Origin of the sequence: Burkholderia sp. MS455, assembly GCF_016899445.1 — a bacterium.
Lineage (GTDB): Bacteria > Pseudomonadota > Gammaproteobacteria > Burkholderiales > Burkholderiaceae > Burkholderia > Burkholderia pyrrocinia_C.
The window spans coordinates 269,714-291,725 of record NZ_CP041777.1 but is presented as its reverse complement, the minus strand read 5'-3'; the positions used below and the strand labels follow the sequence as shown (position 1 = coordinate 291,725).

Here is a 22,012-nt window from a genome sequence, read left to right as displayed (position 1 = left end):
ATCACTTCTTGTTGTCCGCGCGAACGGCGCCCAGCGCTTCGAGCAACGGCCGGAGCGCATCGAGTTCCGCGCCGAAGCCGGCCCAGTCCCCCGCCTTCATCCGCTCGATCGCGCGGTCGTAATGGGCCAGCGCTTCGCGGGCGCGCGCATCCGCCGCGCCGCGGGCCGGCGCCGCCACCGGCCCCGGCCCCGTCTCCTTGAAGAGCGCTGCGAGTGCTTCGCTCAGGTTTTCCTCCATCACGACGCGATCGCCGTAGGCCGCGATCACCCGCTTCAGCTCCGGCAATTGACCCGACGCCGCGCGCAGATAAAGCGGCGACACGTAAAGTATCGAGTTCTCGATCGGCACGACCACGAGATGGCCGCGGATCACGCGCGAGCCCATCTGGTTCCACAGCGAGATCTGCTGCGAGATATCCGTGCTCTGCTGGATGCGCGCCTCGATCTGGTACGGCCCGTAGATCAGCTTGTCCTTGGGGAACGCGTAGACGATCAGCTTGCCGTACCCGGGCGGATCGCAACGCGCGGCCAGCCACGCGATCATGTTCTCGCGCTGGCTCGGCACCATCGGCAGCATCAGTACGAAGCCGGCCTGCGCATCGCCGGGCAGCCTCATGATCGTGTAGTACGGCGCCATCTGCGCGTTCGCTGCGTCGCCCCCGTCGATATCGCCCAGCGCGCGAGGAAACTGCCAGAGGTCCTCGCGGTTATAGAACACTTCCGGCGCATCCATGTGATAAGCGCGGTAGAGGTTCGCCTGGATCAGGAACAGATCCTCGGGGTAGCGGATATGCTGTCGAAGATCCGGCGGCATCGCGTCGAGCGGCTTGAACATGCCGGGGAAGATGCGCGCGTAAGTCCGAACCAGCGGATCGGAAGGATCGCTGACGTAGAAGTCGACCGTGCCGTTGTACGCGTCGACCACCACCTTGACCGCGTTGCGAATGTAGTTGGCGCCGTCGCCGACACCGGGCGGCGCATACGGAAACCAGCGGCTGGTCGTATAGGCGTCCTGCATCCAGAACAGGCGTCCGTTGCTTGCCACGACATACGGGTCGTGGTCGAGCGCGAGGAACGGCGCAATCGTGCGTATCCGGTCCCGGATGTTGCGGTGAAACAGGATCCTGCTGTCGTCCGTGATGTAGTGCGTCAGCAGGATGTTGGGATCGCCGAACTGCCATGCGAAGAGGCTGCGCCGTGCCGCGCCGCCGATCGCGACACCGTCGCGCCCGCTGTAGGACGTGTAGACGTTGCTGTCGCCCTTCGGGTAGTCGAATTCGGGCACGCTGCCCTTCACGATCACATAACCCTGCCCGCCTTCGCCGAAGTAGATGCGCGGTTCGTGGATCGCCGGCCCGCCGTCCGCGGCAGGCGGAATGTCGCGCAGATAGAGCGACGGCAGGCCTTCCGTGGATTTCTCGGTGACCGGCGACATCACGACGCCGTTGCCGTGGGTAAACAGCAGATGCAGGTTCACCCACGTTCGGGCGTTCTCCGGCAGCATCGTCTGCTCCAGTTCGCGCGCCGACAGCATGACCTGCCGGTAGCCGGAGTCGAGCCGGTAGCGATCGATATCCACGGAAAAGAACTTGTAGTAAGTCCTGATCTCCTGCAACTGCGCATAGGTATCCATCAGCGGCTGCACATCCCACAGGCGGATGTTGTCGACGGTCGCGCGATTGGCCTGCAGCGCCGCGAGATTCAGGCCCTGCCCGGCCGCAAACGGCTTGACCTCGATCTGCGCAAGGCCGTAAGCCTGCCTCGTCAACGCGATGTTGTGCTGGATATAGGGCGTCTCGAGCTGCAGCTCGCTCGGCTTGACGTAGAAGCGCTGGAACAGCGCGGGATAGACGATACCGAGCGCAAACGAAGTGCCGAACACCAGCAGCACCGCAGCGGCCGGCAGCCGATAGCCGGGCCGGCGCAGGTTGACCAGCATCGCAACGGCCGACGCAACGGCGAGGCCGACGAGCAGCCACAGCACCGGCAGCATCACGTGGACATCCGTATAACCGGCGCCGACCACGACACCGTTGTTGTCGTAGAGCAGCAGAAAGCGTTCGAGCCACCAGGACCAGGCTTTCAGCAGGAAGAACAGCGCCAGCAGCGCCGAACCGTGAACGGCGGCAGCCGACGAAAGCCCCTTCCGCGGGCGCAGCATGATGTCGCCGCGCAGCCAGTAGACGCTGGCCGCGACGATCGCGCAGCAGACGACCACTTGCAGCAGCAGGTTCTTCAGTACGATCCAGACGGGCAGCGCGAACAGATAGAAGCCGATGTCCTTGCCGAAGATCGGATCGCGCGCGCCGAACGGCACCCGATGCAGAAAGCGCAGCGCGACATCCCAACTCGACATCGCACCGGCGGCGATCGCAAGCCCGAGGAAGACGGCACCCGCGGCGATGACCGCGCGCCATGGAACGCGCGATGCGACCTCCGCTGCGAGCGCCCGAAGGACATCCTCCGCGCGCGTCGACGAAGCTTCCTCTACCTGCCAGACATCGACGGACCTTGCAAAACGATGCGCGAGCAACCCCGACGCGCCGATCGCGGCCGCCGACACGGCGAGCACCGCGACGAACAGCAGCACCCTCGCGGACAGGATCGTCCAGAAGACGCCGGCATAGCCGATCGACGAGAACCAGAGCCAGTCGACCAGGATACCGGTGATGCGCCCGATGACGATCAGGCACGCGACGACGACCGCAGCCATGATCCCATAGCGCCTCAGGCGCGAGACGGACGTTGCTTGCGAGCGCATCGAGGCTCCTTTGCCGGGCCGTCATGCGAGGCCGGCTGCGGCCGGATCGGGGTGTACCGCCGATCCGTCGGTCGGGATCGCGGCCGGCCACATGTCTGAATGCTACGCCGGTTGCCGGCACGTCGCCATCCAACGGCATGCGCGACGTCACTTGCGGGCGATCGATCGCAGTGCACTGCACTGCACTGCAGCAAATCCGATCGCTCCCACTCGCGGGACGCGATGCGAAGCCGGGTGAGCACACGGTCAACGGGGCGTTTGCACACCATCCGGGTCACGCTCACAATGAGCGCTCGGGCGGCTTGCCGCTCCGGAACGGACGGAGGGCGAAATGGACGATCCCCATGATCTTCAGCGCTTTGTCGACGCACAGGATCCGGTGTATGCGCAGGTATATGACGAGCTGAAGAACGGACACAAGCGAAGCCACTGGATGTGGTTCGTGTTTCCGCAGATCGAAGGGCTTGGCGACAGCGCGATGGCGCAACGGTATGCGATCACGACACTGGCCGAAGCCGTCGCGTATCTTCAGCATCCGCTGCTCGGCGAAAGGCTGCGGGAATGTACGCGGCTGGTCAATCAGGTTGAAGGCAGTTCGATCCAGACGATTCTCGGGTATCCGGATTACCTGAAATTCCGGTCGTCGGTCACGTTGTTCGCGCATGCGACTGCCGATAACGCGGTGTTCGTGGAGGCGCTCGAGAAATATTTCGGCGGTGAGGCCGATCACAGCACGCTCGCGAGAATCTAGGCGGTGTCGGGCCGAATAAACCTCCACGCCACGACGGGTCGTTGGTCGTCCGCCCGTGTGTATCCGTTGAGGAGATTCGGTATTTCCCGATGCCTTGATTTTAAGCACCACGTCGAACATCGATGGCCCGAGGTCAGCCGACTGACCCCGGGCCAAGGATTTCCCGCTGGTACCAGGCATCACAATCGCTGCCCGGCCCCCCCGGCCATTCGACGCTGCGCGACCTGCGTCAGAACTGATACCCCGCGCCCACCACCGCGCCGAAATCCGACCGGCTGTTGCCCGTCACCGACGCCTTGACGACCCAGCGATTGCTCTCCGTCACGTACGAGTAACCGGCGGCAAACCCCTGCTGACCGTGATAGTTCGAGGTCGCCGCCGACACCATCGAGCGGCCCGCGCCCGTCGGCTGCGGCAGGCCGGCCACCGCCATCGCCGACGCGACGCCGCCGTACATGTCCTTCTTCAGGTCGTTGAACGAGTTGTACACCTGCCCGATGCGCTGGTCGGTGTAGCTCTTCGCCTGCGTCGAAGCGGCCGTGAGGTTGTCGTTCAGCTGCTGCACGTTCACCGCGTCGGTCGGCGCAGTCCCGGCCGCGACGTTCGTGATCTGGCGCTCGCTGCCCTTCGCGCCGACCGAGAACGAATTGTCGCGATCGGCGACGGAGCCCTGGCCGACCGCCACCGCGTTCTTGCCGGTCGCGGTCGCCGTCGATCCGATCGAACCCGCATCGGCACGCGCGATCCACGTCGTGTTCGCATCGGTCGCCGCCGTGCGGATCCTGTCGTTGGCCGCCACGCTCTTCATCGCGTTGTTGAACTGGCCGACGTTGACCGCGTCGTTGTCGTTCACGCCTGCCGCGACACCGGTCAGCGTGCGGTCGCCCGCCGTGCCCGAGAAATTCACGCTGGTGCCGCCCGTGTCCTTCCCGACCGTGATCGCGCCGTTCGGGTCCTGCTGCTGCACGAGGCCGGCCTTGCCGTTCGCGATGTTGGTCACGCTGCCCTGCAGGTTCGAGATGTCGGTCGTGTTCTTCGACACCTGCTGGTTGGTCGCATAGAGCTGCGAGCCGTTCACCGCATCCGTGCTGGTGGCACTGAGGGTGCCCGCCTGCACGTTGGTGATGCGCGTGCCGCCGGCGCCGCCGAGCGTGATCGTGCTCTTCGAGCTGTCGTCGTACTGCACCGCGAGCGCGCCAAGCTGGTTGAGATTCGACTGCACGTCCTTCAGTTGCTTCACGTTCACCGCGTCGGTATCGCTGGTGCCCGCCGCGACGTTCTTGAGCACGACGGCCGAGTTCGTGTCGCCGCCGACGAGCGAAACCGAATTCAGCCGGTTGCCGTTCGCGTCGACATCGTATTTGACGACGTTCTTCACCGCCTCGCCGGTCTGACTGGACACCTGCGTGATCTGCTGTTCGAGAGCGGATTTCACGCCCGACAGCTGGCCGCCGTTCACCGCGTCCGTGCTGCCCGAGGCGACGTTGCCGTCGGCCACGTTCGTCAGCTTCGTCGGCGCGCCGGCGCGCGCCGCGCTGTAGGCGCCGAGTTTCGGGTCGAACTGCAGTGCGTCCTGCTGCAGCCCGGCGATCGCGGCCGTATTGCCGGCGATGTTGGTTTCGGCATTGCCGAGGCGCGTTTCGTGATTCTCGAGCGTCGTCGTGTTGCTGCCGACGCGGCCGTCGAGGTTCGTCAGCGCGTCGCCGACGTTGTTGAACGAGCCGCCGCCGACCTTATAAGCCGGCGCGCTGATCGAGCCGTCCGGATTCGCCGTCGCGCCGCCGCCTAGCGCGGCCGCGGTGCCGTCGATCGCGCGGCGCAACTGCGCACCGTTCACCGCGTCCGTGCTGCCGGACGCCACGTTGCCTTCCGCGACGTTGGTCACGCGCACCGGGCTGCCGCCGTTGCCCGCGCCGAGCGAAACCTGCCGCTTGCTCGCATCGTCGTACTTCACGGCCAGCGCATCGAGCTGGCTCGTGCCGTCGTGAATCGCCGCGGTCAACTGATCGACGTTGACCGCGTCCGTTCCGTTCTTGCCGGCCGCGACGTTGCTGATGAGTTGCGGGCCGTTGCCGCCGTGGCTCGCATCGTACGCGCCGAGGCCCGCATTCCACTGGAGCGCATCCTGCTGGAGCGCCGCGATGTTGCCCGTGTTCGTCGTCACCTGGTTGCCGACGGTCGCGATCGACTGATTGAGCGTGTCGGTCGCCTTGCCGAGCTGGCCGACGTTCACCGCGTCGCCCGCGGCAATACCGTCCGCGACGTTGTGCAGGCCGACCGGCGCCTGCGCGCCCTGGCCGCCGAGCGTGACGCCGCCGTGCGCGTCGTCGTCGTACTGCACGGCGTTCTTCGTCGCAGCGCCGATCTGGCTGGTGATCGACGTGCTCAGGTTGCCGAGCGTCGTGCTGAGGTTGTTCGTCACGCTCGTGCTGAGCGATGCGAGGCCGCCGTTCAGTTGCCCGACGTTGACCGCGTCATGCACGTCCTTGCCGTCCGCGACGTTGTGCAGCGTGGTGCCGTTGGTGCCGGCGAACGTCACCGAGTCGAACCCGCTCGCGCCGTCGTACTTCACGTTGCGCGTATCGGCCGCCTGCAAGTTGCCGATGTTCGAGGCGGCCGTGCTCAGCGACGTGTTGATGCCGGAGACGCTGTTCTGCAGGTTCGCGATGTTCGAAGCCGCCGTCGAGATGGACGTTTGCAGCGGCGCGACGCTGCCCTTCAACTGGCCGACGTTCACCGCGTCGGTATCGGCCACGCCGGCCGCGACGCCGCCGATCGTGGTGCCGTTGCTGCCGTCGAGCGCGATCGCCGCATGCGAATCGTCCGTGTATTTCACGACGTTCTGCGTTGCCGACACGATGCTCGTGCTGAGGCTGTTGCCCACATTGGTCACACGCTGGTCGACGTTCGTGATCGACGTCGACAACGAATTGCCGACCGACGTCACGCGCGCGTCGACGTTGCCGATGCCCGTGCTGAGGGTACTGTTCACGTTCTTCAACTGCTGGACGTTGACGGCGTCCGTATCGGCCGCACCGGCCGCGACGTTCCTGAGCTGGCGTTCGTTGCCGAGCGCGCCGAACGACACCGCGCCGCCGACCGGCGCGGCCGTGCCGCCGAATACCGGCGTGCCGCCGTTGTTCGCGCCGACGCTGCCCGAGCCGATCGCCACCTGGTTGTTGTCGTTCGTCTGCGCGCCCGCGCCGATCGCCACGGATTGCGTGCCGCCGGCGCGCGTCTGCGTCGCCGCGTCGTACGCGGCGCCGTTCGATACGCCGTCGCTCGACGTCGGGTTGGCGCCGCCGATCGCGATCGAGCGATCGCCGCTGGCCAGCGCCGAGTGGCCGAGCGCGATCGAGCTCGTGCCGTGCGCATCCGCGACGTTGCCGAGCGCCATCGAGAAATCGCCGACCGCGGCCGACTGGCGGCCGACCGCGAGCGACGTATTGCCTTGCGCGACCGCCACCGTGCCGATCGCCGTGGCCGAGTTCGCCAGCGCCTGCGAGCCGACGCCGATCGCAATCGCGCCGCCGCTGCTGGTGCCGCCCTTGCTGCTTGCATTCGACTGATCGCCGATCGCGATACCGCTGGTGCCGGCCCTGGCATTCGTTCCCTGCGTCACGTTCGAGGTGCTCACCGCCACGTAGCTCCCGCTCTTCGTTGCCACGCAGAGCGGGTTGGTCCCGTCGATGCACTGGCCGTTCAGCGCGTTGTCCGGGTTGCCGCGGTCGACGAAATTGTCCGCGTGCGCGACTCCCGCGATCAGCACACCTGCACCCGTGAACATGGCGGCGGCAAGCGCCGAAATCTGATTCCTCTTCATGCTGTTCTGCTCCGTTTTGTAGCGTCTGGTTTGAATACGGACTACTTACTTTTATTGACAGCTTCGACTTCGACTGCGATTGCGACTTCAGTGCGGAACCTGTTCCCGATGCCCGGCCCGGGCGTGTCGAACACGACACGCACCGACCGCGCAAATCGACAGGGCGTCCGATAGCCCGGGCACGCCGTCTCTTTGCGGCCCGTTCCGTTAATTCGTTACGTACATTAGGAATACGGAGTGTTATTTATGGACGAGCTCTCCCCCGACTGAATCCGGAGATTCAACCCGTCTTTATAACTACCCCGAATCCGACGTCGCGCCGACCGCGACCAACCTCGTCTCTTTTATTTCATCTCCGGCAACCGGATTTCCGCTTCGATGCCCAGAACATCCGCTCGGACATACATCGACCGATGCTTCGGACTTGAATCGCGCAACATCCATCGCGGTTCGCCGAGCCTTCGGTTGTTCCGTGCCATCCGGCGCCCAAAGTTCGGACGAATTATGAGACACGATCGATGATTATCAAAGACGACATTGTTTATAGATTGCAAAATCCAATATATTCAATGAGTTACTTAAAATATTACCGCCTCGCAAACGATTGCGCGCCATTGCGATTAATGGGAATGTTTTTTGCAGCAGATAAATACTTTGCCGAAGCGGATTTGAATTAAATGCAATCGAACGACTCGCGACCACGGAGTCGACTCGACCGAGCCATTGCGTGCCGGACACACATGGAGTCAGCGCGCTTTGACGAACATCAACATGGCGACACCGCAAACAAAAACCGCAGCACATCCTTAAAATGCGTAAAACGACATGACGCGAATATCGACAAGCCATCTGGCGGGATTCGAAATATGCTCCTACAATTCCGCTCGCATCGATACCGGCAGCCGCGACCATTCACGACGCGACCACGGCAATTCTCCGCGCCTTTACCGGCTCAGCGATCAAAACAACGAACGCCGGGTATTGCGCCGAGCGGTTGCCTGCCGCGCAGTCCGGCCCAATCCGATTGTCGATGCGAGCGTGCGATGCGTTTTGCGCATCGTCATAGAGCGGCTTCCGACGATTCCCCGCACCGGGCAGGCCACCCGCGGGATCACAGCCAGCCGCCTTTCCAGAACAGGTGCACGATGCCCCCATCGATCTCCGCATTGAGCGACGCCCATCTCCTGATCGTCGACGATCAGCCCGACCAGCTGCGTTTGCTGATCGACATCCTGCGCAGCACCGGCTGCCGGATCAGCATCGCATTCGACGGGGCGCAGGCGTGCGAGCGCGCGCAGGCGCTGATACCCGACCTGATCCTGATGGATGTCCGCATGCCGCGCATGGACGGTTTTACCGCGTGCCGGCTGCTGGCCGCCGATCCGCTGACGAGCGCGATTCCGGTCATCTTCCTGACCGTGGCCGGCGAATTGCACGAACGCCTCGAGGGGCTGGAGATTGGCGGCGTCGACTATGTGGTGAAGCCGTTCGAGCCTGCCGAAGTGCTCGCGCGAATTCGCGTGCAGCTCGCACGGACCCGGCGTGAGCGGCCTGTCGACACGGAGAGTCCGTTACCGGACGGCAAGGACGACGACATCATCGTGCGCGCGGCCATTCGCCACCTGTCGCGTACATTGAACGATCCGCCGACGGTCGAGCAACTGGCGCGCGCGGTCGGCACGCATGAAAAGCGGCTGTCACGCGCGTTTCGCGACAATCTCGGCCAGACGGTGTTCGAATATCTGCGGCACGAGCGGCTGCGGATCGCGCAGAATCTGCTGGATTCGACGTCGCTCAGCATCGCCAGCATCGCGAAGGAAATCGGCTTTGCCACGCCGGCGAACTTCGCGACCGCCTTCCGCGAACGTTTCGGCATCACACCGACCGAATGGCGGCGCCAGCGCCACGCGGGCCGGCGCGCCGCGACCCGCGAACCGCAACGCGGCGCATAGGCCGGGGCGGCGCGAGCGCGATTACCAGTTGTATTTCGCGCTGGCCAGCACGGTCCGCTCGTTGCCGAACACGCACACCGTGTACGACGTGCAGCCGCTGACGTAACGCCGGTCGAACAGGTTCGCGACGTTCAGCGCGAACCGCCAGTGGCGCATCTCGTAGTGCATCGCCAGGTCGTACAGCGTCGTGCTCGGCACCGTCAGCGAGTTGTCGGGTGCACCGGCCGACGCGCTCTGGTAGCGCACGCCGGCGCCGATCCCGAGGCCCGACAGCGCGCCCGTATGCCAGGTCCAGTCGGCCCACATCGACGCCATCTGCCGCGGCAGCGGCACGGACACCGGCCAGTGGTTCAGCGACGCGTCGTTCGCCTGCACGTTCTTGACGTCCTGATACATATACGACGCGACGACCGACAGCTCGCGTGTCACCTTGCCGACCGCGCTCAGCTCGATGCCGCGCGAGCGCACCTTGCCGGTCTGCACGGATGTCGTGCCGGTGGGATCGAGATTCGCCGGTGTCGGGGTCACGACGTTGGTCTGGTCGATCTGGTAAATGGCCGCGTTCAGCATCAGGTTCTGGCCGGGCGGTTGCCAGCGCAGCCCGGCTTCCGTCTGCGTGCCGCGCGTCGGCTTCGGCAAACCGCCGCCGGCCATCCGCACGCCGATGACCGGATCGAACGACGTCGAATAACCCACATACGGCGACAGCCCCGCATCACCCTGATAGGTGAGCCCGACGCGCCCGGAGAACGCACTGACGTCCTGCCGCGTCTGCGTGCCGGCCGTCCGGTCGTCGAACCGCGCATTCACGCGGTCCTCGCGGCCGCCGAGCGTCAGCGTCCAGCGCTGCCAGCGAATCTGGTCCTGCGCGTACACGCCGACCGCGTTCATCGCCGTGTACTGGTCGACGTGGCCGAGCGACGTCGGGCCGGAGAAGATCGCGGCCGTCACGGGCCGATAGACGGGGTGGTACAGGTTCAGCGACGGCGCCAGCGCGAGCCACACGCTGTTGGTCGTCGTCTGCCGGTCGAACTGCAGGCCGAACAGCAGCGTGTGTTCGAACGGCCCCGTGCCGAAGCGCGCCTGCGCGCGGTTGTCGATATCGAGCCGGCTGTAGTTGAGCTGGAACAGCCCCGCGAAACGCATCATGTTGGTCGTGCTGCGGGGCGCCAGGCCGATGCCGAACACAGTCGCGTCGTCGAGCGACAGGTGCGACCAGCGCACGTCCTGGTGCAGCGTCCAGATCGCATTCACGCGATGCTCCAGCGCGTAGCCGAGCGACCATTGCTTCTTCCGGTAGTCGTTGAACGCAGGGTCGCCCATGTAGATGTCCTGCGACAGGCGGCCGTTCGGGTTCGGCAGCACCGTGCCCGACGCGGGCAGGAAGTTCGACGAGATGTCGCCGCCGTCCTGCAGGAACGACGCGGAAAACGTCAGCGACGTATCGGCGTTCGGCCGCCATCGGAACGACGGCGCCAGCGCGACGCGCCGGTCGCCGTTCGGGCCGGTCACCGCATTGCCGTCGCGCGCAACGCCGACGAAGCGATACGCATACCGGCCGTCCGGGTCGAGCCGGTCGCCGACGTCGAACATGAACTGCTTGCGCGCATCGTTGCCGATCTGCACGCCGGCTTCGCGCACGCGCTCGCCGTCGGCGAGTTTCGTGTGCGCGTCGACGATCGCGCCGGGCTCGCCCGCGCCGTACAGCACCGACGTCGGCCCGCGCAGCACCGCGATCGAGTCGATCGTGTACGGGTCGACGCGCCAGTTCGCGATCACGGCCGTATTCGGCGTCGGCACGCCGTCGACGTACAGCGTCGGCGTGAAGCCGCGCAGCGCCGCATACCAGTCGGTCCGGCTGTCGGCGCCGAACGTCGCGAAACCCGGCACGTAGCGCAGCGCCTGGTTCAGGTCGGCCGCGCCGGTCATCTCGATCTGTTGCGCGGTCACGATGTTGGTCGTCTGCGGGATCTCGGCCACCGGCGTGTCGGTCTTCGTGCCGGCCGTGGTGCGCAGCCCGACGAGCCCGACGGACGATCCGCCGGCCGTTCCTTTCACGTCGATCGGCGGTAGCACGGCCACCGCCGCTGCGCCGGCCTGCTGCGGCGCCGCTGCGTTCGACGCCTGCGCGTGCGCGCCGCCCGCGGCGGCCACGCACAACGCTCCCCCGGCAGCGATCGCCCATGCGCGTCGCGCCGCCCCTGTCTCCGTCAACATCGTTCAATACTCCGTCGTGCTGTCTTGGCCCGTTCGGCCGGATCGAGGCACGGTGCGCCGCCGGCGTCCGTCCTGCGCTGTCTTGATGGTCGTGCTGGTGATGTCGGTCGCGCGCGAGTCGCCCTGCACTGGCCGGCACTGGCCGATGGCGCAATTCGCGAGCGCAGCGATCATACCGGTCGAACGTGGCGCGGTCTTTAAAAAAAAATGCGCTTCCAGGCGAATCACGGGTGCGACGCGTTGGGGGGCAGGCGAGGAAACGCCGACGCGTGACGGATCGTCCGCCGTTCGGCAGCAGGCCGACGCAACGGATACCGGCCTCGGTCGCGCAGGCTTCGCTAAAGCGGTGAAGGGAGAAGGTTCGGGGGCCGACCGCGCTGCATCGCGTTCTGGCGGTCGTGCCGGCCGGCTGCGCACCGTGCCGGGGGCAACTTGTCGTCAGGCGACCCGGTAACGTCCGGGGAGCCGCACGGCGCGTGCGCGCCGGCGGTTCACTACGGGTTCAATTCCGCACGCGCCGCAACCTGAGCGTTGCCGACGGCGACTCGCCGAACGCCCGCTTGTACTCGATCGCGAAGCGCCCGAGGTGTGCGAATCCCCATTTCAGCGCGATGTCGGTGACCGACGCGAGCCCCGGCGTGTCGTCGGCCAGCAGCGCCTCGCGCACATGCTGCAGCCGCAACTGCCGCACGAAGCCCATCGGCGTGATCCCGTGGCGATTGCGGAAACCGGCGAACAACGTGCTCGGGCTGACACCGGCGAGCTCGGCGAGCCGTTCGATCGTCAGCGGCTCGTCGAGATGCGCACGGATGTATTCCTCGACGCGCCGCACGTAGAACGGCGCGAGCGCCATCGGCACGTGCCGCGTGCCGTTGCGCGCGCTGTTCGGGTGGCCGTGCAGCAGCAGGTTGAGCAACGTCGATTCGAGCTGCTCGAACGCGAGCGGGTGACGCAGCGGATGCGTATCCGTCGCGATCGCACCGGCGAGGATCGGCAGCATCTGGGCCAGACACGTCCCCTGCTGCGACGACAGGCTGAATTCAGGTTCGAATTCGACCGGCGCGCGCCGATCGTCGCCGAAATGCCGCTGCGCGTGGCGCTCCATCACCTCGCGCTCGATGCGCAGGATGACTTGCGGGCATGCATCGCCCCACCGCATCTTGAGCGGCAGCGTCGGCGAGATCAGCGACGCGGTGCCCGGCGACGACACGAAGCGCGTCGAGCCGCACTCGATCTCGGCGTCGCCGCGCAGCGGGATCTGCAACAGGAAGAAGTGTTCGAGCGGCCCCGGCTCGATGCTGACGCCGCCGCCGTAATCGAGCAGGTTCAACGACAGGTTGCCCCAGCGCGCATGGTGCATGCAGCTGTGCAACGCGCGCGACTGGCCGATAGGCGTGAGGCGGTGCGGCTTGAACACATCGGCGACGCGTGCGCGCACCTCGTCGACATCGTCCGACTGCAGCAGCAGGTTGCCGTGATTGAAACAGGCGGCGTCGGCAAGCCAGCCGGTTTCGCAAATTTGCGCCATCGAAGTTCTCCCGTCATGCTCGATCGCACTCGCGCCGTGCATGTGTTCCCGGTATTGGGGAATCCCGCTGCACGATCCGGATAGCGCCCGGAGTATCCGGACAGTCCGGCCAGTCCGGCCATCCGAACCCGCAAGTCCCGCGCAAACGACGCAAGAATCGGACCGTTCGCGCATCGTAGAAAACTGTGCGGGGCTTCCGTATCCGCACATACCCGCAGTCGGCCGCGCGCCCGCCCTGGCGCGGCGGCCGGATCGTCAGGTTTCCGGAGTTCACGGATACCGGCCGAAGAAAGCGGATAGAAGCGCGGGTTTCGTCCGCCAATACTGGGCCCGTCACTGAAACGAACAGCATGGAGGGACACATGAAAGGACGTTACATCGAGATTCCGTCGCCGGAAGGCGGGACGTTTCGCGCATACCTGAGCACGCCGGCCGACGGCACGGGGCCGGGCATCGTGCTGTGTCACGAGATCTTCGGCGCGAACGCGACGATGCGGGAAACGGCCGACTACTATGCGGAGGAAGGCTACGCGGTGCTCGTGCCCGACCTGTTCTGGCGCCAGTCGCCGGGGATCGAGCTCGGAGATTCCCCTGCCGATTTCGAGCGCGCGATGGCGCTTTATCGCGAGTACGACGAGAACAAGGGCGTCGAGGACGTCGGCGCCGCGCTGCGCGTGCTCACGCAACGGCCGGAATGCACGGGCGAAGCCGGCGTGCTCGGCTACTGCCTAGGCGGCAAGCTCGCGTATCTCGCCGCATGCCGGCTGCCGGGCGTGGCCGCCGCGGTCAGCTACTACGGCGTCGGCATCGAGCACGCGCTGGACGAGGCCGCGCACCTGCGCGGGCGGCTCGTGCTGCAGATCGCGGCGCAGGACCGCTTCTGCCCGCCCGACGCGCAGCAGCGCATCGCCGAAGCGCTGTCGGGGCGCGAAGGTGTCGAGGTGTATGTCTATCCGGGCGTCGATCACGCGTTCGCCCGCATCGGCGGCGACCATTTCGACAAGGCCGCCGCGATCATGGCGCATCAGCGCTCGATCGCCGCGTTCCGCGCCGCGCTCGGGCCGCGCTACGACCTCTCCGCGCTGTGGGAAGCGCATCTCCTGCACGAGTTCGACACGCGCAACGTCGACGCGACGATGGCCACGATGGTGGCCGAGCCGTACGTCAACCATATTCCGACGCTGACGGGCGGCGTCGGCTACGACGAGCTCAAGCGTTTCTACACGCATCACTTCGTGCATGCGAATCCGCCCGACACCACGATCACGCCGATCTCGCGCACGATCGGCGCGAGCCAGATCGTCGACGAACTGCTGTTCTGCTTCACGCACACCACCGAGATCGACTGGATGCTGCCGGGCGTCGCGCCGACCGGCAGACGCGTCGAGATCCCGCTCGTCGCGATCGTGAAGTTTCGCGGCGACAAGCTCTATCACGAACACATCTACTGGGATCAGGCGAGCGTGCTCGTGCAGATCGGCCTGCTCGATCCGGCCGGCCTGCCGGTCGCGGGCGTCGAAACGGCGCGCAAGCTGCTCGACGAAACCGTGCCGTCTAACGGCCTGATGCGCCGCTGGCAGGACAGCGAACCGTCGCCGGACGTGCGTTGACGCGGCCCTTCCGTCACCCTTCGATTCCGGGAGATACCCCATGACTACCCTTGCTGGCAAAGTCGCGATCGTCACCGGCGGCGCCACGCTGATCGGCGCCGCGGTCGCGCAGGACCTGACCCGTGCCGGCGCGTGCGTCGCGATACTCGATCTCGATACCGAGAACGGCTCGCGCGTCGCCGATTCGCTCGGCGAACGCGCGATGTTCGTCGCGATCGACATCACCGACGACCGTGCGATCGAGCGCGCGGTGTCGGCCATCGCCGAACGGTTCGGCGCGATCGACATGCTCGTCAACCTCGCGTGCAGCTATGTCGACAACGGCATCCAGGCGACCCGCAACGACTGGCTCGCCGCGATGGACGTGAACGTCGTGTCGGCGGCGATGCTGGCGAAGGCCGTTCATCCGCACATGGTCCGGCGCGGCGGCGGCGCGATCGTGAACTTCAGCTCGATCTCGGCCCAGTGCGCGCAAACCGGCCGCTGGCTGTATCCGACCTCCAAGGCGGCGATCCGCCAGCTCACGCGCAGCATGGCGATGGATCTCGCGCCCGACCGGATTCGCGTCAACTCGGTGTCGCCGGGATGGACATGGTCGCGCGTGATGGACGAGATGACGCGCGGCGACCGCGCGAAGACCGATCGCGTCGCCGCGCCGTTTCACCTGCTCGGCCGGGTCGGCGATCCGTCGGAGGTCGCGCAGGTCGTGACGTTCCTGTGCAGCGATGCGGCGAGCTTCGTGACGGGCGCCGACTACGCGGTGGACGGCGGTTATTCCGCGATGGGCCCCGAACAGGCGGTGCCGGCCATTCCGCGCCTGGCGGAATGACCGCCCGCCGCCGCTCCCCGCATCCATTCCGGCCGGCATCCGGCCATCCAAGGACATTCTCATGAGACGCATCGCTATCGTCGGCGCCGGCCAGTCCGGCCTGCAACTCGCCTTCGCCCTGCTCGACCAGGGCTACCACGTCACGCTCGCGACCAATCGCGACGCGGAGCAGATCCGCGCCGGCAAGGTCATGTCGAGCCAGTGCATGTTCCATACCGCGCTGCAGATCGAGCGCGATCTCGGCCTGAACACCTGGGAGGAAGCGTGCCCGTCCGTCGAAGGCATCGGCATCGCGGTGCCGCACCCGGACGGCAACGGCCGCAAGGCGATCGAGTGGTCGTCGCGGCTGACCCGCTATGCACAGTCCGTCGACCAGCGCCTGAAGATGGCCGACTGGCTCGACGGCGTTCGGCGCCGCGGCGCGGACGTGCGTATCTGCGACGTCGGCGTGCCCGAACTCGAGGAACTGGCGCGCAGCCACGATCTCGTGCTGCTCGCCGCCGGCAAGGGCGAGATCGTCAACCTGCTCGGCCGCGACGACGCGCGCAGTGCGTTCGACCGCCCGCAACGCGCGCTCGCCCTCACCTACGTGAAAGGGATGGCGCCGAGCCAGCCGTATTCGCGGGTGCGCTTCAACCTGCTGCCCGGCATCGGCGAGTACTTCGTGTTCCCCGCGCTGACCACGACGGGCCCGTGCGAAATCATGGTGTTCGAAGGCATTCCGGGCGGCCCGCTCGACTGCTGGGCCGACGTGAAGACACCCGAGCAGCACCTCGATCGAAGCCTGTCGTTCCTGCAGCACTATGTGCCGTGGGAATTCGAGCGCTGCCGCGACGTCGAGCTCACCGATCCGAACGGCACGCTGTCCGGGCGCTTTGCGCCGACGGTGCGCAAGCCGTTCTTTCGGCTGCCGTCGGGTCGCACGGTGTTCGGGATGGCCGATGCGGTGGTGGTCAACGATCCGATCACCGGGCAGGGCTCGAACAACGCCGCGAAATGCGCGAAGGCATATTTCGACGCGATCGTCGCGCGCGATGCCGCGCCGTTCGGCGAGGACTGGATGCAGCAGACGTTCGAAGGCTACTGGGCCTACGCGCAGCATGTCGTGCGCTGGACCAACTCGCTGCTCACGCCGCCGCCGCCGCACATTCTCGAACTGCTCGGCGCGGCCGGCCAGTTGCCGTCGCTCGCCGCGGCGATCGTCGACGGCTTCGACGATCCGCGCCGGTTCTCCCCGTGGTGGTTCGAGCCGTCGGCGTGCGCGGCGCTGATCCGCGAACACAGTACCCGTTCGGAGTAACCGACATGGAAACGACCGTTAACTGCAGCCCAAGCGTCGACCCGATGCAATTGCGTGCCGCGTTCGGGCAGTTCCCGACCGGCGTCACCGTGATCACCACGTGCGCGGCCGACGGACGCAAGGTGGGCCTCACAGCCAATTCGTTCTCGTCGCTGTCGCTGGATCCGCCGCTCGTGCTGTGGAGTCTTCGCAAGGTCGCGCCGAGCCGGCCCGATTTCGTCGCGGCCACCCACTTCGCGATCAACATCCTCGCGCACGACCAGATCGACCTGTCGCGCCGCTTCGCGACGCCCAGTGCCGACAAGTTCGACGGCGTGCTTCACGTGGATTCGGACAGCGGCGGCGTGCCCTGCCTCGACGGTGCGAGCGCGCGCTTCGTGTGCCGCAACGTCGGCCATTACGAAGGCGGCGATCACCTGCTCTTCATCGGCCAGATCGAGCAGTTCGACGCGTTCGGCAAGGCACCGCTCGTGTTCCATGCCGGCCAGTATCGTGCGATTGCCGATCACCCCGATCTTTCACGCGCCGTTTGATTAGTTATACAAATAAATATCCAGGAGGTGGTGAACATGAAACTCGGCTCTCGCTTGCTCGTCGCCGCAGGCCTCGCGATCGCCGGCCTGGCCGGCCACGCGTCGGCCAACGCGGCCGACCTGCCGCCGGTCAACCTCGGCATGACCAGTTTTCTCGACGGGATGCCGCCGGCTGGCTCCGGCTGGTACGGCACGCAGTACCTGCAGTACTACACGGCCGGCCGCATCGACGACAATGCCGGCAACAAGGTCGGCCTGCCGAAGCAGGACATCGACCTGTTCGCGGGCCTGAGCCAGCTCGTCTATCAATCGCCGCTGACGTTCGCCGGCATGCATCCGGGCCTCGACGTGATCCTGCCGTGGATTGCATCGGCGCGTACCGACGACGGCATCGGCAACGTCGCGCTGAATTCGCGGGCCGGGTTCGGCGATCTGCTGATCGGCCCGTTCATCCAGTTCGACCCGGTGATGGGCGCGCAGGGCCCGCGCTTCGCGCAGCGCGTGGAATTCCAGTTCATCGCGCCGACCGGCGCGTATGATCCGTCGCGCGCGATCAACCCGGGCAGCCATTTCTGGTCGTTCGACCCGTACTGGGCGGCGACGCTGTGGCTGACGCCGAAATGGACCGTGTCATGGCGCCTGCACTATCTGTGGAACGCGACCAACCATCAGCCGGCCGCGTCGCTCGGCCCCGACGTGACGTCGACCCGGGCCGGCCAGGCGATCCATGCGAACTTCGCGACCGAGTATGAAGTGCGCCCGGGCCTGCGGCTGGGACTCAACGGCTACTGGCTGCGCCAGACCACCGACATGAAGGAAAACGGGCAGGACGTGCCCGGTACGCGCGAGGCCGTGCTGGCAATCGGCCCGGGCGCCATGGTCAGCTTCTCGCCGCACGATCACCTGCTGTTCAATACGTACTTCGAGTTCCAAGCGCGAAACCGGCCGCAGGGGACGCGGATGGTGCTGCGTTATGTGCATCACTTCCAGTGATGCGGTGGCGCGGCGGGCACGCAAACCGGCTTGCGCGAGCGGCGCGATTCGTTCGGCCCGCGCACCGGCCGGGAGGCCGGCAACGGCCTTCAGGGATAGCAGTAGGGGGCAGCCGACGAAGGCGGTGGACTACGGCTTGCTCCATGGCCGACCATGGGTCCAGGATGCGTTGACGCCGCTATGGTCAACCTGTCTCGCGGCGCCGCCTGGGGAGGGAGCCTCCATGAAGCCTGTTGCCGTGCCGGCCGGCGCGTGTGTCGGGGCCGGCACGCAAAACCTTTGGGGCGCTACGCTCGAAGCCGCGCGTGCCCGCCGCTCACGGCGCTCACGGCGCGATGGTGACGAACGTCGGCAGCAGCACGCGATAGACGTGAATCATCGCCGGCCCGAGCAGCACCAGCATCAGCGCCGGAAAGATGCAGAAGATCAGCGGGAACAGCAGCTTCAGCGCGATCTTCGCCGCGCGCTCCTCCGCGCGCATCCGCCGCCGCGTGCGCAGCATGTCCGACAGCACGCGCAGCGATTCGCTGATGCTCGTGCCGAAGCGATCGGCCTGGATCAGCATCGCGCAGAACGATTCGATGTCCTCGACACCGGTGCGCAGCGCGAGATTACGCAGCGCCGTCTCCTTCGTGAAGCCGGAGCGCATCTCGAGCAGCAGCAGGTCGAGTTCGCTCGCGACCACCTCGCTGCGGAACCGCAGCTCCTCGCTCACCCTCATCAGCCCCGCGTCGAGCCCGAGCCCCGCTTCGACGCATACCGTCAGCAGGTCGAGCGCATCCGGAAAATCCTCGAAGATCTTCTGCTGACGCGCCTTGATCCGCTTCGACAGCACGACGTTCGGGATGTAGTAGCCGATTCCGGCGAGCGCCACGAGAATGACCGACAACAACTCGCGCTCATCACCGAGCTTGGTCGTGATCAGCCCCAGCAGCGCCGCGCACGGCAACGCGAGCGCGAGCACCGTCTTCGCGGTGAAGTAGAGTGCGGCCGCGCTCTGGTTGCGCCATCCGGCATTCATGAGCCGGATGCGCAGCGGCGAATTCTCCCAGCCCTCCTTCGGCACCGACAGCTTCGAGATCGGGGTGGACAGCTCGACCAGCTTCGCGACCCAGCGCGACGCCAGGTCGTCGCCGTCGCCCGCGCCCGCAACGGCGCCGCCACCGGCCCCGCCCGCCTGCTGGAGCCGGCGCTGGATGCTGCGCGGCGCGAACAGCAGCATCGCGACGAGCACGCCGCCGGCCACGAAGATGAACAAGCCGCCCAGCATCACGGCCTGGACCACGCTCAGATTTTGCATGACAGCCTCGCAACGGTTCGTTATTCGATTCGCGCGTCAGACACGAATCCGGACAATACGGCGAATCCACAACATGCCGAGAAGCATCGACATCAGCATCCCGCCGACCAGCTTGAGCCCTGCCGGATCCTCCCAGAGCACGGCCAGGAACTCGCGGTTCACCACCGCCATCACCGCGGCGGTGCCGAACGGCAGCAGCCCGAGAATCCACGCCGACAGCCGCCCTTCCGCCGACAGCACGCGCACCTTGTCGAACAGCTTGAAGCGCTCGCGGATCAGCGCGGAGATGCTGTCGAGCAGCTCGGCCAGGTTGCCGCCCGTATCGCGCTGGATCAGCACCGCGATCACGAAGTAGCGCAGGTCCTGCACCGGCACGCGCGTCGCGAGGTTCATCAGCGCGTCGTGCAGCGACACGCCGTAGTTGACCTCGTCGAACGTGATCCGGAATTCGCCGCCCATTGGATCGGGAAACTCTTCGCCGACCATCCCGATCGTGCCCGTGAACGAATGACCGGAACGCAGCGCGCGCGCGATCATGTCGCAGATGTCCGGCAACTGCCGCTCGAGCTTGAGCATCCGGCGCGCACGGCGGCGCATCATGTGCATCGTCGGCAGGCACGCGGCAAGCAGCGCGACCGGCAGCGCGGCCAGTTGCGGCAACGTGGCGAAGCTCAGCGCGACCCACCCGATTGCCGCGAACACCGCGCTGAGCACGATCAGCTTGGGGAGCGTCCAGTCGAGGCCCGATTGCTGGATCACGAGATCGAGCGAGTGCACGCGCGGCAAGCGCATCAGCAGCCGGTCGAACGGCTTCGAATCGTCGAGCATGCGCTTCTTCAGGATCGACAGCCGCTCCTGCTGTACATTGCCGCCGGCCGACATCGCGCGAATGCGCGATTCGATCCGGCGCGCGGCGGCGCCGTGCCGCGCGTTCCACCATTGATAGACGCCTTCGATCGCGAGCACGACCGCGACGAAGGTGAGAATCACAAAACCGTAAAAGATCGTGTTCATGAAGCCTCCCCGAATGCAAGCGGCGACAGGCCGTCAGTTCGTCTCGTAACGCTGGGACGGGTCGTACAGCGAATCCGGCAGGTTGATGCCGAATGCCTGCAGCCGCTCGACGAACTTCGGCCGTACGCCGGTCGCGCAGAAGTGGCCGCGTACCGTGCCGTCGCGATCCACGCCCGTACGCTTGAACGTGAAGATCTCCTGCATGTTGATGATGTCGCCTTCCATCCCGGTCAGCTCCTGGATGCTGACGATCTTGCGCTTGCCGTCCGTGAGCCGTGCCGCCTGCACGACCACCGAGATCGCCGACGCGATCTGCTGGCGCATCGTCTTCGGCGGCAGCGACAGGCCGGAGACGTTGATCATGTTCTCGAGCCGCGTCAGTGCATCGCGCGGCGTGTTCGCGTGGATCGTCGCGAGCGAGCCTTCGTGGCCGGTGTTCATCGCGTTGAGCATGTCGAGCGCTTCGGCGCCGCGCACTTCGCCGAGGATGATCCGGTCCGGCCGCATCCGCAGCGCGTTGCGCACCAGCGTGCGCTGCGTGATCTCGCCCTTGCCCTCGATGTTCGGCGGGCGCGTCTCGAGCCGCAGCACGTGCGGCTGCTGGAGCTGCAGCTCGGCGGCGTCCTCGATCGTCACGATCCGCTCGTTGCGCGGGATGAAGCCGGACAGGATGTTGAGCAGCGTCGTCTTGCCGCTGCCCGTGCCGCCCGACACGAGCACGTTCACCTTCGCGCGCGACAGCGCGTCGAGCAGCTCGGCCATCGGCGGCGTCAGGCTCTGGTAGCGCACCAGGTCGTCCATCTTCAGCGGGCTGACCGCGAAGCGCCGGATCGACATCAGCGGCCCGTCAATCGCCGACGGCGGGATGATCGCGTTCACGCGCGAGCCGTCCGGCAGCCGCGCATCGACCATCGGGCTCGATTCGTCGATGCGGCGCCCGACGCGCGACACGATCTTCTCGATCACCTTCATCAGGTGCGCGTCGTCGTAGAACGTCACGTCGGTCAGTTCGAGCTGGCCGAAGCGCTCGACATAGACCTGTCGGTACGTGTTCACGAGGATGTCGGAGATGCTCGGGTCGCGCAGCAGCGCTTCGAGCGGGCCGAAGCCGAACATCTCGTCGTACACGTCGATCGCGAGCTGCCGCCGCTCGATGTCGTTCGCGGGCGTGCGCTGGTCGTCGAGGATGCGCGAGATCAGCGAGGAGATTTCCTGGCGGACCTGCTCCTGCTGCAGCCGCGACAGGCGCTCCAGCTCGACGCGTTCGAGCACGGCCTGGTGAATTTCGCGGCGCAGCTTCTGGTATGCGTCGCGTACCGACGAATGCGCCGGGCCGGCCGGTTCGCTGCCCGCCGCCAGAGGCTGGGCCCGGTGCAAGGACATCTGTTCGCGCAATGACAT

14 protein-coding genes are annotated in these 22,012 nt (G+C 66.3%); 7 read left to right on the top strand and 7 right to left on the bottom strand.

Annotation, left to right across the window (positions count from 1 at the left end):
- Window position 1: 1 nt before the first annotated feature.
- Window positions 2–2,761 (bottom strand): UPF0182 family protein, encoded by a 2,760-nt coding sequence (locus FPJ27_RS01215; RefSeq protein WP_204421117.1) that lies wholly within the window; start codon window positions 2,759–2,761, stop codon window positions 2–4.
- A gap of 331 nt (window positions 2,762–3,092) precedes the next feature.
- Here FPJ27_RS01215 and FPJ27_RS01210 point away from each other — a divergent pair, with 331 nt between their 5' ends.
- Window positions 3,093–3,512 (top strand): DUF1810 domain-containing protein, encoded by a 420-nt coding sequence (locus FPJ27_RS01210; RefSeq protein ID WP_204421116.1) that lies wholly within the window; start codon window positions 3,093–3,095, stop codon window positions 3,510–3,512.
- Window positions 3,513–3,741: 229 nt separating this feature from the next.
- On the opposite strand, the gene FPJ27_RS01205 is transcribed toward FPJ27_RS01210, so the two are convergent.
- A complete protein-coding gene (locus FPJ27_RS01205; protein ID WP_204421115.1) occupies window positions 3,742–7,335 on the bottom strand; it encodes a YadA-like family protein in 3,594 nt (1,197 codons plus the stop codon).
- Between the two features lie 1,145 nt (window positions 7,336–8,480).
- On the opposite strand from FPJ27_RS01205, the gene FPJ27_RS01200 reads away from it, so the two are divergent.
- Complete coding sequence (locus FPJ27_RS01200) at window positions 8,481–9,287, top strand: response regulator (RefSeq protein WP_072439632.1); 807 nt, start codon at window positions 8,481–8,483, stop codon at window positions 9,285–9,287.
- A 21-nt stretch (window positions 9,288–9,308) separates the two neighbouring features.
- Here the strand turns inward: FPJ27_RS01200 and FPJ27_RS01195 are convergent, their stop codons facing one another.
- Entirely contained in the window at window positions 9,309–11,504 is a 2,196-nt protein-coding gene (locus tag FPJ27_RS01195; protein ID WP_204421114.1) for a TonB-dependent siderophore receptor, read from the bottom strand.
- 502 nt (window positions 11,505–12,006) lie between these two features.
- Window positions 12,007–13,032, bottom strand: a complete 1,026-nt coding sequence (locus FPJ27_RS01190; RefSeq protein ID WP_204421113.1) for an AraC family transcriptional regulator — start codon at window positions 13,030–13,032, stop codon at window positions 12,007–12,009.
- Between the two features lie 362 nt (window positions 13,033–13,394).
- Between FPJ27_RS01190 and FPJ27_RS01185 the strand changes: the two genes are divergently transcribed.
- The 5 genes from FPJ27_RS01185 to FPJ27_RS01165 all read left to right on the top strand — a co-directional run bounded on the left by FPJ27_RS01185 (window position 13,395) and on the right by FPJ27_RS01165 (window position 18,297).
- The gene (locus tag FPJ27_RS01185; RefSeq protein ID WP_204421112.1) at window positions 13,395–14,642 is read left to right on the top strand and encodes a dienelactone hydrolase family protein; all 1,248 of its coding nucleotides are present in this window, start codon (window positions 13,395–13,397) and stop codon (window positions 14,640–14,642) included.
- Window positions 14,643–14,682: 40 nt separating this feature from the next.
- Window positions 14,683–15,471, top strand: a complete 789-nt coding sequence (locus FPJ27_RS01180) for an SDR family oxidoreductase (RefSeq protein ID WP_204421111.1) — start codon at window positions 14,683–14,685, stop codon at window positions 15,469–15,471.
- Between the two features lie 61 nt (window positions 15,472–15,532).
- The gene (locus FPJ27_RS01175; RefSeq protein ID WP_204421110.1) at window positions 15,533–16,771 is read left to right on the top strand and encodes a styrene monooxygenase/indole monooxygenase family protein; all 1,239 of its coding nucleotides are present in this window, start codon (window positions 15,533–15,535) and stop codon (window positions 16,769–16,771) included.
- Window positions 16,772–16,776: 5 nt separating this feature from the next.
- Window positions 16,777–17,304 carry a flavin reductase family protein gene (locus FPJ27_RS01170; RefSeq protein WP_204421109.1) on the top strand — a complete coding sequence of 176 codons (528 nt, stop codon included), beginning with the start codon at window positions 16,777–16,779 and terminating at the stop codon, window positions 17,302–17,304.
- A 36-nt stretch (window positions 17,305–17,340) separates the two neighbouring features.
- The gene (locus tag FPJ27_RS01165) at window positions 17,341–18,297 is read left to right on the top strand and encodes a transporter (protein ID WP_204421108.1); all 957 of its coding nucleotides are present in this window, start codon (window positions 17,341–17,343) and stop codon (window positions 18,295–18,297) included.
- A 325-nt stretch (window positions 18,298–18,622) separates the two neighbouring features.
- Here FPJ27_RS01165 and FPJ27_RS01160 read toward each other — a convergent pair whose 3' ends face one another.
- The 3 genes from FPJ27_RS01160 to FPJ27_RS01150 are packed head-to-tail and all read right to left on the bottom strand — an operon-like array spanning window position 18,623 to window position 22,012.
- Complete coding sequence (locus tag FPJ27_RS01160) at window positions 18,623–19,597, bottom strand: type II secretion system F family protein (RefSeq protein ID WP_175947192.1); 975 nt, start codon at window positions 19,595–19,597, stop codon at window positions 18,623–18,625.
- Window positions 19,598–19,633: 36 nt separating this feature from the next.
- Window positions 19,634–20,611, bottom strand: a complete 978-nt coding sequence (locus tag FPJ27_RS01155; protein ID WP_204421107.1) for a type II secretion system F family protein — start codon at window positions 20,609–20,611, stop codon at window positions 19,634–19,636.
- Between the two features lie 33 nt (window positions 20,612–20,644).
- Window positions 20,645–22,012, bottom strand: coding sequence for a CpaF family protein (locus FPJ27_RS01150; RefSeq protein ID WP_204421106.1), 1,368 nt, complete (start codon window positions 22,010–22,012; stop codon window positions 20,645–20,647).

Bases quoted from the DNA above. Each gene is read 5' to 3' on its own strand.
- FPJ27_RS01215 (WP_204421117.1), bottom strand. From the start codon at position 2,761: ATGCGCTCGCAAGCAACGTCCGTCTCGCGCCTGAGGCGCTATGGGATC.
- FPJ27_RS01210 (WP_204421116.1), top strand. From the start codon at position 3,093: ATGGACGATCCCCATGATCTTCAGCGCTTTGTCGACGCACAGGATCCG.
- FPJ27_RS01205 (WP_204421115.1), bottom strand. From the start codon at position 7,335: ATGAAGAGGAATCAGATTTCGGCGCTTGCCGCCGCCATGTTCACGGGT.
- FPJ27_RS01200 (WP_072439632.1), top strand. From the start codon at position 8,481: ATGCCCCCATCGATCTCCGCATTGAGCGACGCCCATCTCCTGATCGTC.
- FPJ27_RS01195 (WP_204421114.1), bottom strand. From the start codon at position 11,504: ATGTTGACGGAGACAGGGGCGGCGCGACGCGCATGGGCGATCGCTGCC.
- FPJ27_RS01190 (WP_204421113.1), bottom strand. From the start codon at position 13,032: ATGGCGCAAATTTGCGAAACCGGCTGGCTTGCCGACGCCGCCTGTTTC.
- FPJ27_RS01185 (WP_204421112.1), top strand. From the start codon at position 13,395: ATGAAAGGACGTTACATCGAGATTCCGTCGCCGGAAGGCGGGACGTTT.
- FPJ27_RS01180 (WP_204421111.1), top strand. From the start codon at position 14,683: ATGACTACCCTTGCTGGCAAAGTCGCGATCGTCACCGGCGGCGCCACG.
- FPJ27_RS01175 (WP_204421110.1), top strand. From the start codon at position 15,533: ATGAGACGCATCGCTATCGTCGGCGCCGGCCAGTCCGGCCTGCAACTC.
- FPJ27_RS01170 (WP_204421109.1), top strand. From the start codon at position 16,777: ATGGAAACGACCGTTAACTGCAGCCCAAGCGTCGACCCGATGCAATTG.
- FPJ27_RS01165 (WP_204421108.1), top strand. From the start codon at position 17,341: ATGAAACTCGGCTCTCGCTTGCTCGTCGCCGCAGGCCTCGCGATCGCC.
- FPJ27_RS01160 (WP_175947192.1), bottom strand. From the start codon at position 19,597: ATGCAAAATCTGAGCGTGGTCCAGGCCGTGATGCTGGGCGGCTTGTTC.
- FPJ27_RS01155 (WP_204421107.1), bottom strand. From the start codon at position 20,611: ATGAACACGATCTTTTACGGTTTTGTGATTCTCACCTTCGTCGCGGTC.
- FPJ27_RS01150 (WP_204421106.1), bottom strand. From the start codon at position 22,012: ATGTCATTGCGCGAACAGATGTCCTTGCACCGGGCCCAGCCTCTGGCG.